Below are 11977 nucleotides of genomic sequence, written 5' to 3' on the forward strand. Positions count from 1 at the left end.
GGGCAATTTGCCTGTAGAATTGATGGTAAAGCCCGGAAGATGCTGCCCAAAACGGGCCTTTTTCGGCCCCAAGAGAGCCGCTCCCGGCATCACACCGGGTCATCGCGGACAATTGCGCGGCTTATATGCGAGCGCCTTGTTTTCGTCAACGCCGCAAGAGCGCGCTATTCCGGTGAATATCGCTGCTCGCTCGGGGTTTTTAACCCATGAGGTGGCGACTCGCCGTATCAACGCTTACATCCCACCTCGGCAGATTAGCGATCCGTAATTTGACCGGACACCGGGCGGGTCGCATCCTCCATCACCCAAGGCCAACAGGGGCGAATTTCGTGGCAGCGACAGATCGCCAGCCGGTCCAGGATTTGGATCAGCCGGACCAGCCGGCGACGCGGCCGCGTGGGACGGCCGGACTCGGCCTGTCCGGCAAGCTGCTGCTGCTCACCGTTCCCCTGGTGATGATCGCGGCCAGCCTGCTCTATGTGCCGGCGATCGCCAACTTCTGGGTGAACCGGCTCAACGACCGGGTCGCGGCGGCCAACACGGCCGCCCTCGTGCTCGACGCCGCCCCGCTCGGCATGGTTCCCGATTCGCTGTCCCGCGAAATCCTCAAGAGCATCAATGCCCGCGCGGTCGCGATCAAGATGGGTCAGCAGCGCCGGCTGCTCGCCAGCGACAATCTGCCGGTCGCGGTCCAGCATGACGTCGACCTTCGCGACATGACCGCCTGGGAGGCGATCACCGGCTCGTTCCAGATGATGCTGGAGACCGGCAACCAGGCCATCCGTATCGTCGGGCCCGGCGTCGGCAATGCCCAGTTCGTCGAGATCGTCACCGACGAATTGCCGCTGCGGCAACAGATGTACCGCTTCTCCCGCAACGTCGTGGTGGTCGCGCTGATCATCGCGGTGCTGACCGCGGGCCTCGTCTATCTCGTGCTGCATTACCTGTTCGTGCGGCCGATGCGGCGGCTGACCGCGAGCCTGGTCGGCTTCCACGAAAATCCGGAGAGTTCGGCGGGCATCATCGTGCCGAGCCAGCGCAGCGACGAGATCGGGGTCGCCGAGCGCGAATTGTCGGACATGCAGCGCGATCTGATGTCGATGCTGCATCAGAAGAGCCGGCTCGCCGCGCTCGGCCTCGCGGTATCCAAGATCAACCACGATCTGCGCAATCTGCTCGCCTCGGCCCAGCTTCTGTCCGATCAGCTCGCCAGCGTGCCGGATCCGCGGGTGCAACGCTTTGCACCGAAGCTCGTGCGTTCGCTCGAGCGCGCCATCGCCTTCTGCCAGTCGACGCTGTCCTACGGCCGCGCCCAGGAGGCCGCGCCCGACCGCCGCCTGATCATGATCGAGCCGGTGGTCCATGAGGTGCGCGAGACGGCGGGCCTCGCCAATGATGCTGGAATCGTCTGGGTCGCCGCGATCGAGCGCGGGCTCGCGGTCGACGCCGATCCCGACCAGTTGTTCCGCGTGCTGCTCAACCTCGTCCGCAACGCCGCGCAGGCGCTCGAGAGCCATTCGTCGGGCGAGGGCGGCGCGCAGCAGATCCGCATCACCGGCAAGCGCGAAGGCGCGGTTGCCATTCTGGAAGTCTCCGACACCGGCCCCGGCGTGCCCCAAAGGACCCGCAACCACCTGTTCGAGGCGTTCCAGACCTCCGGCCGCCCCGGCGGCAGCGGTCTCGGCCTCGCCATCGCCGCCGAGCTCGTCCGCGCCCATGGCGGCGACATCCATTTGGTCGAAGGCACCATTGGCGCCACCTTCCGGATCGTCATCCCCGACCGCCCCGTTGAACTCCTCTCCATCCGCAACGAGCGGCAGAGGGCGTAAGTCGGCCAAGGGCCGAGTCGAGGCGTGGGCCGGACGATCTCCACGACTTCTGTCATTCCGGGACGGCCGAAAGCCGGGTCCGGAATGAGAGCCAGGGGGCAAATACGCGAAAATCTCCCCAAACCGGACCTTGCCAATCGGGGCAAGAGCGGTTAGTCAGAGCGCTCTTTCGCACCCCTCCGGCGCTGTCCGGAGGCTGCCTGCGGGCCCAGGCTCGCACTGTTCGCGAAAAACGCGCCCGTAGCTCAGCTGGATAGAGCATCAGACTACGAATCTGAGGGTCGGACGTTCGAATCGTTCCGGGCGCGCCATTTCTCGATGACCGACAACCCCGCTGAGATCTCATGCCCTGCCGCGGGCAAGCGGCGCATCAAGCCGTTTGCAGCGCGCGTGAGCCGCTCTGCCTGAACAAGCGCGCCTTGCTGCCGCGGAGCGATCAGCTTGATTCACCTCAATGCATTTCAGCCGTGCGCGAATATCCTTTAGAGATGCAGCTATTCAATTCAACGAAGGACTACGGTGCGGTTGCGCAGGCGCTGCATTGGCTGACAGTGTTCCTTGTTGCTCTCGCTTGGATGCTCGGGATTTTTGGCGACGTGCTGCCCAAAGGAGGGCCGCGCGAATCCGGACTGTTCGTTCACGTTTCTGCGGGACTGGCCGTGCTCGCCCTTCTGGTCGCGCGCCTGACCTGGCGGTCAATTGATCCGTCTCCACAGCCGGAAGCGACCGAATTTGGCGACTGGATGGGACAGTGGCTGGATCCTGCCGCCCGGATCGCGCACTACAGCCTCTATGTATTGCTGGTCGCGGTTCCCGTCGTCGGCATCGTGCTTCAGTTTGCGCGCGGCGACGCCCTGCCGCTGTTTGGTCTGGCCGAGATTCCCTCGCCGTGGCTCAATGATCGTGCCTTCGCCCACAATGTAAAAGAGGTGCACGAAATTCTCGCCCATGCACTGGTGATTCTCGCAGCCTTCCACGCTGGCGCCGCGCTGATCCATCACTGGGTATTTCGCGATCGCACGCTTGTGCGAATGCTGCCTCACGCCGACAGATAGCGCGGGGCTTGCCCCGGTTTCGGTCGCGCAATTCTGGCGAGGTCGATTGAATGCTTGCCGGATTCCTGGTTCGAGCGCTGCTGGTCGTGTTGCCGGCGTTCGGTCTCGCTTTTGGCTTTGCCGTTCCGCTGCTCGGACAGGCCGCGTGGCAGGATCGTGTCTGGGCGACGTTCACGATCCCGGTTCTGATCGTGCTCGTGTACGACATCGTCACAAGCCTGCGACGCGGTGAAGTCGGCCTCGATATCGTTGCTGCCTTGTCGATGGTTGCCGCTCTCGTCGTAGGCGAAGAGTTGGCTGCGGTCGTTGTCGCCTTGATGTATGCCGGCGGGCAGTTTCTCGAGGCCTTTGCCGAACGCCACGCGCGCGGCGAGATGACGGCGCTGCTGGCGCGGGTGCCTCGAACGACCCTTCGGCACCGCGATGGCGGACTGGAAGAGGTTGCGCTGAACCTGATTGCGCCGGGCGACCGTCTGTTGATCCGGCAGGGCGACGTCGTCCCGGTCGACGGCGTCGTGGCAAGCGGGCTTGCGGTGCTGGATCAATCCGCGCTCACGGGAGAACCGATCCCGGTTCAGCAGCACGCCGGCGACGAGGCGATGAGCGGATCGACCAACGCCGGCGACGCATTCGATCTCGTCGTGTCGCGCCGTGCCGCCGAAAGCACCTATGCCGGCATCGTCCGCCTGGTCGAAGGTGCGCAGCGTTCCAAGGCGCCGATGTCGCGGCTCGCCGATCGCTTTGCGATGGTGTTCCTCGCGGTCACCGTGTTGATCGCAGCCGCCGCCTGGTTCTTCACCGGCGATCCGGTCCGCGCGGTCGCCGTTCTCGTCATTGCGACGCCGTGTCCCCTCATTCTCGCGGTGCCGGTTGCCATCGTGTCCGGCCTGTCCCGGGCGGCGGGACATGGCATCCTGATCAAGGGAGGCAAGGCGATCGAAGCGCTCGCGCGCGTCAATTCGCTGGTCCTCGACAAGACCGGCACCCTCACTGACGGCAGGGCGAAGGTCGTGGCCGTCAACGTATCGGCCAATGCCGATCCCGACGATGTGTTGCGCCTCGCAGCCTCGCTCGATCAGGCATCCAAGCACATCATCGCCCAGACCATCGTTGCCGAGGCGCAGAGCCGTCGGCTCAAGCTCACCATCCCGACCAGCGTCGCCGAAACGCCGGGCGAAGGAGTTCAGGGCGTCGTGGACGGGCGATCCGTCACGGTCGGTGGTGTCAGGTTCGTGATGTCGAAATTGACGCAAGCTGCGGAGAATTTCGTCCAGCCATCAAGGGATGCCGGCGCCGCCACTGTTGCCATTGCAATCGACGGCCGGATGGCGGGCGAGATCAGGCTGGCCGACGAGTTGCGGACCGGCACGCGATCTCTTCTTCAGCGTTTGAGAACCCTTGGCGTCCAGCGGATCGTTCTGGCAACGGGAGATCGCCGCGAGGTGGCCGAGGCGATCACGGCCGGTCTGGGCATCGATTCGGTTCGTGCGGGGCTGACGCCGGATCAGAAGGTTCTGGTCGTGCTCTCCGAGCGGAAGAACGGCCCCGTCATGATGATCGGCGACGGCGTCAACGACGCGCCCGCGTTGGCTGCGGCCGACGTCGGCGTCGCCATGGGCGCCAGAGGCGCCGCTGCATCCGCCGAGGCCGCCGACGTCGTCATTCTGGTGGATCATCTCGACCGCATCGTGCCGGCGATCGAGATCGCCAGGCGCTCCCGCTTCATCGCCCTGGAAGGTGTCTTTGCCGGAATGGGGCTCTCGGTCATCGGAATGGTGGCCGCTGCGCTCGGATATCTGACGCCGGTCCAGGGCGCCCTGATCCAGGAGGCGATCGACGTTGCGGTGATCGTGAATGCGCTGCGGGCGCTCGGCGGCCGATAACGTACACTTCATCAACGGCCCGCCAGCACCTCCTTGCACTTGGCCGCGAAGGCGTTGAGGTACGAGCCGATCTCGCTCGCCAGCGCATCGGATCGATCGACATTTTGCAGGCTCATGTTGAGTGCGTAGATCGGAAGCCCGTCGAGCACGATGGGCGTTGCGACGGCAAGAACGGCCGGCTGCCACGACACCGCGCAATAGCCGTCGCGTTCGACGGCGCTGATCGATGTCCTGACGTCGGCGAGCAGCGCCTTCGTGGCCGCAGCGCTGCGTCGTTTGAACAGCTTCAGCAATCGATCGCGCTCGGTTTCCGCAATGCCGGCCAGATAGGCGCGACCGAGCGATGTCAACTCCATCGGCACCTGCTGCCCGGCAACCACGTTGCGCAGCGCCGCGCGGGGGCTGTAGCGGATCGATTCGAGATACACCATCATGGTTCGATCAGCGGTAGCTAGCCCGACATTCAGCCGGCGCTTGGCAGATTCCGCACGCATCATCGCCCCGATCGCGTTGAGCACGGGTGATCCCGTCCGCATCGCGTGGCCGATACTGATGACGGATGCGGCAAGGCGGTAGGTTCGCTCAGCGCGGACTTCGTCGAGCATCCCGGAATTGACCAGCGTTCGCGTCAGCCGGCTGACCGTCGAACGCGGCAAACCGGTTCGCTCCGCAATCTCGCCATTGCCCAGCGTGTCGACGCCGGGCCGGAACGCCCTGAGGATTTCGACGCCCCTTTCGAGCGACCGGTTGCCATCAACCCCGCCCGCATATCTGCGTGCCTGCGCCATCTCCAGCCTCCCCAGGAATTCCCGCTGAGCAATTTCCACTAAGTGGAATTAGGGGGATGTGCCTGATGGCGCAAGCCGATATAGGCACCGGCAAGAAGAATGCCCGGCCGCGCACGGCTCATTGAGGAAATGGCACGGCCTGAACGGCATTCGGGAGCCGATTCCAACCACGGAGCTTGCCATGGCCTATCAGCTCATCGAATTTTCCGCCGAAGCCGGTGTCGCGATCATTGCCTTCAACCGGCCGGAACGGCGCAACGCCATGAGCGACGCGATGCGCGCCGAGTTCGTCGATGCGCTCGAAACCGTCGCCCGTGACAAGGCGATCAAGGCCCTGGTCCTGACCGGGCGCGGCAATGCCTTCTGTGCCGGCGGCGACATCAGCGGGATGAAGCGGCGGCTCGAGTCGCCGCAGGGCGAAGTCGCATTCAACGGGTGGAGCCGTCAGCAGGGCGTGCACCACGTGCAGTCGTTGCTGCTCGGCCTGCCGAAACCGACGATTGCCGCCGTCAACGGTGCCGCGGCGGGCCTCGGTGCGGACACCGCGCTGGCCTGCGACTTCGTCATGGGAACGGAACGATCGAAATTCACCTGGTCGTATATCAAGCGAGGCCTGATACCCGATGGCGGCGGCCTGTATTTCTTGCCGCGCCGTGTCGGGCTTCCCAGGGCCAAGGAGTTGATCTTCACCGGGCGCATGGTCGAGGCCGACGAAGCGCTGTCGCTCGGCATCGTCGATCGCAAGGTGGCTTCGGCCGAACTGCTCCCGGCCGCGCAGGTCTGGGCAGCCGAGCTGGCTCAGGGATCTCCCACCGCGCTGGCGCTGGGCAAGAAGATCCTGAACGAGACCTTCGAGCATTCCGCACATGACATCTTCAGTCTCGGCAGCCAGGCGCAAGCCATCTGCTACACCAGCGCGGAGCATCGCGACGCCGTGACGGCATTCCTCGCGCAATCCGCGTCGAAGGCTTGAACGATGGATCCCATAGAACGCCTGATCCGGCCGCGCAGTGTCGCCATCATCGGTGCGTCGGCAGACCCGGGCAAGACGGCGGGGCGGCCGGTCTCCTATCTCAGGAAGCACGGCTTTGCGGGCAAGATCTATCCCGTCAATCCGAAGGTCGCGGACATCGGCGGTCTCACCTGCTATCCCGACATCGCTTCGCTGCCTGAAGTGCCTGATGTCGGCATTGTCCTGCTCGGCGCGGAGCGCGCCCATATCGCGGTGCGCCAATTGTCCGAGAAGGGCGCCGCGGCGGCGATCGTTCTTGCTAGCGGCTACACCGAGACCGGCGCGGACGGCGCCGAGCGCCAGAAGCAACTGATGGAAGCCGCCGGATCCATGCGCCTTCTCGGGCCGAACACGATCGGCCTCGTCAATCTCACCGACAATATCGTGCTGTCGGCATCCGGCGCGCTGGCGATGGATCACTTCCCGCTAGGCGCGATCGGGCTGGTCTCGCAAAGCGGCGGCATTCTCGGCGCCCTGTTGTCGCGCGCCGCGGCGCGCGGGGTCGGGCTGTCCAAGCTGGTGTCGACCAGCAACGAAGCCGATCTCGAGCTCGCGGATTTCATCGACTTTCTCGCCGACGACAGTGCGACCGGAGTTATTGCGCTCTATATCGAGGCGATCCGCAATCCGGCTCGCTTTCGCCAGGCGGTCCTCAGGGCGCGCCGCGCCGGCAAACCCGTTGTCGCCTTCAAGATCGGGCGATCGGAGGCGGGTGCAAAGGCGGCTGTCTCGCACACCGGGGCGCTTGCGGGTTCCGACCGCATGTACGACGCCCTGTTCCGGCAACTCGGCGTGATCCGCGCCAAGACGTTCGATGACCTGCTCGACATTCCCGCGGCCCTTGCGGCGAGGCGCAAGCTGTCCGGCAGGCGTGTGGCGATTCTCACCTCGACCGGCGGCGCCGGCACGATCGTGTCCGACAGTCTCGGCGTGGCCGGCTTTGCAACACCCGCCCCTGACACCGAGACGTCCGCGCAATTGCGCAGCCTTCAGTCGGGATCGCACGCCACGCTCGATCGCAATCCGATCGACGTGACCCTGGCCGGTTTGCAGCCGGATCTGCTCCGCGCCGCAATCCGCATCCTGCTTGCAAGTCCCTCCTACGATGCGCTGACCATTATTGTCGGCTCGTCGGCCGTGGGATCGCCGACCTTGATGGCCGATGCCATCCACGACTGCCTGCCGATGAGCGACAAGCCCGTCATTGCCTATGTCAGTCCCTACGCGCCCGATGTGGTCTCCGTCCTCACCCGGCGAGGCGTTCCGGCCTATACGTCCGCCGAGAGCTGCGCTGCTGCGCTCGACGGGCTCCTGCAGGCCGGATTGCCGGAACAGGTCCGGACATCCGGCGTGACCGAGCCGGTGGCGGATATCAGCGACTTCCCGGCGGGATCGCTGGATGAGGCACAGGCCAAGGCGCTGTTCGCCCGTTTCGGCGTTCCCGTCGTGCTCGAGAAGGTGGTCGCAACGTCAAGCGAAGCGGAGCAGGCGGCGCGCGACCTCGGTGGCCGGGTCGTGCTCAAGATTCTCTCGCGCGAGATCGCGCACAAGAGCGATGTCGGCGGCGTCGCGGTCAACCTGAGCCCTGATACGATTGGCGGCCGCCTGACCTTGATGGCGGACGAGGTCGAGGCCAGGGCCGGCAAGCGAGCCGAGCGTTTCCTGGTTCAGGAGATGATCTCAGGCGGCGTAGAAATCATTCTCGGGATGCATCGCGATCCCTTGGGGACAGCGATCCTTCTCGGAATGGGCGGCGTCTCCGCCGAACTGTTCAAGGACACTACGATGCGTCTGCTTCCACCGGAAGGCGGCCTCGGCTTGTCCGAGGCTCGCGCGATGGCGCGCGATCTCGTCACGTGGCCGTTGCTGGACGGCTTTCGTGGCCGGCCGAAATGCGATGTCGAAGCCCTCGCGGAAGCGATCGTCGCTTTCTCGCGCATGGTTGCGCAACTCGGTGACCGCCTCGCTGAAGCCGAGATCAACCCGGTTTTCGTGCTGCCGGCGGGCCAGGGCGTGAAGGCCGCGGACGGATTGGTTGTTCTCAATGACTGAACAAAATCGGATGGAGCTCCAGATGGCCATTGGCGGAATCATCGATCACGACGGCGCTCGCAACAGGGGTTCCGCCGTGCGGCGCTGGCTGAATCTCGCCGTACTCGCCTGTGCCGTCGTGCCGGTGGTCGCGGGCGTGGGAGTTGAGCCGGCGCGCGCCGAATATCCCGACAGGATCGTCAAGATTGTGGTGCCCTTCGCGGCCGGTGGCGGCACCGACATCATTGCGCGAACGACAGCGCAGGAAATCCAGACGGACCTCGGCAAAGCCGTCATCATCGAGAACAAGCCGGGCGCCGGGACCATCATCGGAACCCAGACCGTCGCCACCAGCGAGCCCGATGGCTATTCGCTGCTGATGGCGACCTTCGCGCACGCGGTCAACCCGAGCCTGTACAACAAGCTGCCGTTCGATCCGCACAAGGATTTCGCGGCGGTCTCGCTGATCGCGCGGTCCTTCAACATCGTCGTCGTGAATCCCTTATCGAAGATCAACTCGATCTCCGATCTGATCGCTGAGGCCAAGGCCAATCCGGGCAAGCTCAATTTCGGGACGTTCGGCACCGGCACCTCGGCCCATCTCGCGGGCGAGCTGTTCAATGCGATGGCCAAGGTCAAGATGACGGCCGTGCCCTACAAGGGCGCGGCGCCTGCGATCAGCGATCTCTTGGGCGGGCAGATCGACGTGATGTTCACCACCGTGGCGAGCGCGGCCTCGCTGGTGGCCGCGGGCCAGCTCCGGGCGCTGGCGGTCACATCCGCCGAGCGTTCGACCGCGTTTCCGCAATTGCCGACCGTCGCGGAGGCCGGGGTGCTCGGCTACGCCGCCGAGTCGTGGTACGGCTTGTACGCGCCGGCCAGGACACCCGCTCCCGTGATTGCGCGCCTGAACCAGGCCGTCGCGAAAGCCGTTCAGTCGGGTGGTTTCAAGAAGCTCGAGGCCAACGAAGGCCTCATCATGGTGGGGGCTCGCCGGAACAGCTCGATCGCTATGTCGGGCAGGAAGAGGAGCGTTGGCGCAAGCTGGTCAAGGACGCGAACATCGAGGTGCAATAGGGCTATTGAGGGCGGCGTCCCGATTACGCATCGCTCAGTGGCTGTGACGTTAACAAACTGTTCACTAACTACGGCACGCCAGCCGTAACCGCCGGTTAACCATGGATATTTACGGTGTAGCAAGCCTCTGAACGGGGGCCGTCAGTTGATTTTGAGTTCAAACCCATGGCGTTCGGTCGAAGCGCATCTCCGCGAAGCATCGCCCCGACGGAGCCTGCGGCTTCGTGGGAAGCGCCGCGGGCTGCGACGGCGAAGCCCGACGGCAATGGCTCTGCGCTGATCAAGGGATCGATGACCGTCTCCGGCGCGCTCGCTTTCCTGCGCGACAATGGCCGCCGTATCCTGACGCTGGCGCTGGCGCTGTTCGCCCTCGGCGTCATTGTTCTCATGGTTCTTCCGGTCCGCTACGCCGCAACAGCGCTGGTCGTCGTCGATCCCCGCGAGCTGCGCGTGACGTCCGATCAGGACGTATTGCCGGGCATCGGCCAGGATGCCGCGGCGCTTCAGAGCCAGATCGAGATCGCCAAATCGGACGGCTTTCTCCGGCCCCTGATCGAGAAGCTTAAGATCGCGGACGACGAGGATATCGCGGGCGGTCATACCGACATGACGCGCCTGCTCGAAAAATTCCGCAGCCGCCTCGACATCTCCCGCCGCGGACTTACTTACGTCATCGCCATCTCGTTCACGTCCAACAGCGCGGACCGGGCCGCCTATTACGCCAACGCCATTGCCGACGCGTTCGCCGCGAGCCAGGGCCGTGTCCGCACCGAGGCCACGGATGAGGCGGCCGACTGGCTCAAGGACCGGCTGAAGGCGCTGAACGAGCGCCTGCGCGCTTCGGAAGATGCCGTCGCGGCCTTCCGGCTCGAGCACAAGATCCTCAATGCCGGCAAGGATTCCACCACCCAGCAATTGCGGGTGACGGATATCAACCAGCAGGTCTCCGCCGCGCGCGCGCGCACCGAGGAGGCCAAGGCGCGCTACGAGCAGGTGCAGCGCGATCTCAAGGCCAATGTCGAAGGGCCCGTGAAGCAGGACCTGTTGAGCATGCTGCGCGCGCAGCGCTCGACCCTGAATGACCAGATCGCGCAGAAGAAGGCGGTGTATGGCGACCGTCACCCCGATCTTGCGATCTCCTACAGCCAGCTGGCTGATATCAACAGGCAGATCGAGGTCGAGCGGAAGAAGAACATCGATACCGCGAAGTCCGAATACGAGTCGCAGCTGGAGCAGCAGAAGGCGCTGGAGAAGCAGCTCAAGGCCATCGAGACGCAGATGCTGGTGGACGGCCAGGCGCTGGTGAAGCTGCAGGAGCTGCAGCGCGACGCCGACGCCAACAAGAATATCTACGAGCAGTTCCTGTCGCGGTTCAAGACCACCAATGAGCAGCGCCAGTTGCAGAGCTCGCAGACCAAGGTCGCGTCGCCCGCGATCCCGCCGCTGCGTTCGACCCGTCCGCCGCTCGCTTTGCTGCTTGCCGCGCTCGCGATCGGCTCGCTGTTGACCTCGACCGCCGCCGTTGCGGCGATGGGAAGCATGCCTGACGGGTCGGAGCCTGTGGAAGCGCCTGTTCAAGCGCCCGCACGCGCGGAAGCGATCAACGTTCCCCATCGGCAAGCTCCGCCTTCTGCGCCCGCCCCGCGTCCGCCCGAAGCGATGCCGAATCTTCCTGTCTGGGCCCGCATTCCCGATCTGGCATCTGGAGCGGGCACAGTCTGGCAGCGACCGGCCGAGCTCGATCTCGGCGCTTACCTGCACCCGCTGCTTGAACGGATCGATCGTGCGCCGGTGCGCGGCTGCAAGGTCGCCCTTGTGCTGTCGGTCGGCAAGAGCGCCGGCGGCAACACCGTTGCGCGCTCGCTCAATCGCGCCGCCGTCAATCGCGGCATGATGAGCGTGCTGATCCGGCTGCAGCCGGAATTCGCAGGCAGCCAGCCGCCTGTCACCGAATGGCAGGATGGCTCGACCACCGCGGGACTTCAGTCGATCGACGAGCTGCTGAGCGCCGGCCGCAAGGCCGATGCAAGGCCGGACGACGACATTCGTTCGGAATTCGATCTCATCATCGTTCATGCGGGCAATCTCGCCCTGCAACCCGACGCCATTGCGCTGGCTGCGCATGCGGACCTGATCATCCCGGTGGCGCGCGCCGGCGAGCTTGGTTCGGCGGCGATGCGGCGGGTCACCGCGGCGCTGGCGAGGTACAACACTGTGCCGACCGGCCTCGTCGTCAATCATGCGCCCGCGGGCTCTGCGGCGCCTCATCCCGACGGCGGCGCATTGAGCCGGGCGGTCTGAA

8 protein-coding genes and 1 tRNA gene are annotated in these 11977 nt (G+C 65.1%); 8 read left to right on the forward strand and 1 reads right to left on the reverse strand.

Translation table 11 applies throughout. The annotated features are described in order from the left end of the window. The first annotated feature begins 329 nt into the window (after positions 1 to 329). The 4 genes from ACQ86E_RS16285 to ACQ86E_RS16300 all read left to right on the forward strand — a co-directional run bounded on the left by ACQ86E_RS16285 (position 330) and on the right by ACQ86E_RS16300 (position 4767). Positions 330 to 1829: an ATP-binding protein gene (locus ACQ86E_RS16285; RefSeq protein WP_431206231.1), complete on the forward strand. Its 1500-nt coding sequence runs from the start codon at positions 330 to 332 to the stop codon at positions 1827 to 1829. A 234-nt stretch (positions 1830 to 2063) separates the two neighbouring features. Continuing rightward, positions 2064 to 2140 (forward strand) — tRNA-Arg (locus ACQ86E_RS16290). 177 nt (positions 2141 to 2317) lie between these two features. Beyond that, complete coding sequence (locus ACQ86E_RS16295) at positions 2318 to 2884, forward strand: cytochrome b (RefSeq protein ID WP_431206490.1); 567 nt, start codon at positions 2318 to 2320, stop codon at positions 2882 to 2884. Positions 2885 to 2934: 50 nt separating this feature from the next. Next, positions 2935 to 4767 (forward strand): heavy metal translocating P-type ATPase, encoded by a 1833-nt coding sequence (locus ACQ86E_RS16300; RefSeq protein WP_431206232.1) that lies wholly within the window; start codon positions 2935 to 2937, stop codon positions 4765 to 4767. A gap of 11 nt (positions 4768 to 4778) precedes the next feature. On the opposite strand, the gene ACQ86E_RS16305 is transcribed toward ACQ86E_RS16300, so the two are convergent. Further along, positions 4779 to 5555, reverse strand: a complete 777-nt coding sequence (locus ACQ86E_RS16305) for an IclR family transcriptional regulator (RefSeq protein ID WP_431206233.1) — start codon at positions 5553 to 5555, stop codon at positions 4779 to 4781. A 181-nt stretch (positions 5556 to 5736) separates the two neighbouring features. Here ACQ86E_RS16305 and ACQ86E_RS16310 point away from each other — a divergent pair, with 181 nt between their 5' ends. From ACQ86E_RS16310 to ACQ86E_RS16325, 4 genes are all read left to right on the forward strand, one after another. Continuing rightward, positions 5737 to 6528 (forward strand): enoyl-CoA hydratase/isomerase family protein, encoded by a 792-nt coding sequence (locus tag ACQ86E_RS16310; protein ID WP_431206234.1) that lies wholly within the window; start codon positions 5737 to 5739, stop codon positions 6526 to 6528. A 3-nt stretch (positions 6529 to 6531) separates the two neighbouring features. Further along, on the forward strand, positions 6532 to 8619 hold the full coding sequence (locus ACQ86E_RS16315; RefSeq protein ID WP_431206235.1) for an acetate--CoA ligase family protein: 2088 nt from the start codon (positions 6532 to 6534) through the stop codon (positions 8617 to 8619). Positions 8620 to 8641: 22 nt separating this feature from the next. Continuing rightward, positions 8642 to 9763: a tripartite tricarboxylate transporter substrate binding protein gene (locus ACQ86E_RS16320; protein ID WP_431206236.1), complete on the forward strand. Its 1122-nt coding sequence runs from the start codon at positions 8642 to 8644 to the stop codon at positions 9761 to 9763. Positions 9764 to 9840: 77 nt separating this feature from the next. After that, complete coding sequence (locus ACQ86E_RS16325; protein WP_431206237.1) at positions 9841 to 11976, forward strand: GumC family protein; 2136 nt, start codon at positions 9841 to 9843, stop codon at positions 11974 to 11976. The last annotated feature ends 1 nt before the right edge of the window (position 11977 follow it).

This window comes from Bradyrhizobium betae (assembly GCF_050632175.1).
GTDB lineage: Bacteria > Pseudomonadota > Alphaproteobacteria > Rhizobiales > Xanthobacteraceae > Bradyrhizobium > Bradyrhizobium betae_B.